The sequence below is a fragment of the uncultured Aquincola sp. genome (assembly GCF_964001545.1).
Lineage (GTDB): Bacteria > Pseudomonadota > Gammaproteobacteria > Burkholderiales > Burkholderiaceae_C > Aquincola.
Genome location: NZ_CAXFDV010000631.1, coordinates 1 through 1,698, shown reverse-complemented (window position 1 = coordinate 1,698; position 1,698 = coordinate 1). Strand labels below are relative to the sequence as shown.

Genomic DNA, 1,698 nt, shown 5'->3' with positions numbered 1-1,698 from the left:
CGGGCCGAACATCCAGTGGTAGGTGATCAGCGTGTCGTGGCGGCCGAACAGCTGCGACAGGCGCACCGGGCCCTGCTCGCCCTCGAACACATAGTCTTCCGGCACCGGGCCGCCGGCCGGCAGCTGGCGGCGCAGCGCGGCCACGCGCTCGAGGTGGCGGCGCAGCTCAATCTCTTCGGCCAGCAGCGCGGTGCGGGCGCGGCGGTACTCGGCGCTTTCGTTCGGAAAGCGGCTGGGCGCGCGCGCAGCCAATTCGGCGGCCGGCAGCAGCGGGGTGGGCGGGGTCATGCGGCGTCTCCTTCGGGGTGTGGGGCACGACGATCCAGCGCGCGCTTTTTCGACAGGCGGTGTCAGGCGCTTGCATGCGCTGCAACGCCGCATGCAAACCGCCAGAACCCCGGGGCCACGGCCGGCTGCTGAAATGCAGGGCATGAGCACTGCCACCTCCACCCTGCCCCCGGTTTTTGTTTCCCACGGCTCGCCGATGACGGCGCTGGAGCCCGGCGCGGCCGGCGCCTTCTGGCAGCGGATGGGCCAGGCGCTGGTGGCGGCCTTCGGCCGGCCGAAGGCGGTGCTGGCGGTGTCGGCCCATTCGTTGACGCGTGAGCCGGTGCTGCTGGCCGCACCGCGGCACGAGGCGGTGTACGACTTCGGCGGCTTCCCCGACGCGCTGTACCGCCTGCGCTACGACGCCGCAGGCGCGCCGGCCCTGGCCGAGCGCGCGCAGGCGCTGCTGGCACAGGCCGGCATCGCGGCGCACAAGCTGCCCGAAGGCGGGCTGGACCACGGCATCTGGACGCCGCTGCGCTCGATCTTTCCGCAGGCCGACGTGCCGGTGCTGCCTTTGGCCTACGTGCCCAGCCAGAGCCCGGCGCAGCAGTTCGCGCTGGGCCAGGCGCTGGCGCCGCTGGCGGCCGAAGGCGTGTGGGTGCTGGGCACCGGCAGCATCACCCACAACCTGCGGCTGCTGGGCCGCTTCAACGGCGCGCCGCGCGGCGACGATGCCGAGATCCCGGAAAGCGCCGCCTTCCGCGACTGGATGCGCGCCCGCGCCGCCACCCGCGACTGGGCGGCGCTGCTGGACTACCGCACCCAGGCGCCGCACGCAGCGCTGATGCACCCCACCGACGAGCACCTGCTGCCCTGGTACGTGGCCGCCGGCGCGGGCGGCCGCGAGACGGCGCCGCTGCGCCTGCACGACTCGGTGACCTTCGGCGCGCTGGGCATGGACGCCTATGCCTTCGGCCCGCAGGCCGAGCGGCTGGCGCAGGCGCTGGCGGCCTGAGCCGGCGCCGCTTTGGTTCAACGGCCGGGCACCGACCCGACAACGCCTTCGACGAACCAATCCATCGATGCGATGGCCGCATCGGGCAGCGCGCCGCCCGCGGGCTGGCGCAGCTGGCCGGCCTGGTCTTTCAGCGGGCCCGCAAAGGGCTGCAGCTTGCCGGCGATCAAGGCCTGCTGGCGTTGGGCCAGGTCCTTGGCCACGGCCGGCGGCAGCGCCGGATCGATGGCCGACAGCCGCACCATGCCGGCCTGCAGGCCGCCCCAGGTGGCGCCCGACTGCCAAGTGCCCGCCAGCACCGCCTTGGCCTGCTGCACGTAGTAGGCGCTCCAGTCGGCCGTCCCCGCCGCCAGCTGGGCCTTGGGCGCAAAGGCTCGCATGTCGCTCTGGTAGGCCAGCAGGCGCACGCCCTT

2 protein-coding genes and 1 pseudogene are annotated in these 1,698 nt (G+C 73.9%); 1 reads left to right on the top strand and 2 read right to left on the bottom strand.

Features of this window, described 5'->3' with window-relative positions; genetic code table 11:
• Window positions 1-288: DUF899 family protein (locus ABNT58_RS22015; protein ID WP_348755545.1), on the bottom strand; the 288-nt coding region annotated here is incomplete at its 3' end.
• Between the two features lie 142 nt (window positions 289-430).
• Between ABNT58_RS22015 and ABNT58_RS22010 the strand changes: the two genes are divergently transcribed.
• Window positions 431-1,285, top strand: a complete 855-nt coding sequence (locus ABNT58_RS22010) for a class III extradiol ring-cleavage dioxygenase (RefSeq protein ID WP_348755544.1) — start codon at window positions 431-433, stop codon at window positions 1,283-1,285.
• Window positions 1,286-1,302: 17 nt separating this feature from the next.
• Here ABNT58_RS22010 and ABNT58_RS22005 read toward each other — a convergent pair.
• Window positions 1,303-1,698: pseudogene (locus ABNT58_RS22005) on the bottom strand (BMP family ABC transporter substrate-binding protein); the annotation flags it as partial.

What these genes read in the sequence shown, in the direction of transcription:
- ABNT58_RS22010 (WP_348755544.1), top strand. Translation starts at nt 431, where the DNA reads ATGAGCACTGCCACCTCCACCCTGCCCCCGGTTTTTGTTTCCCACGGC.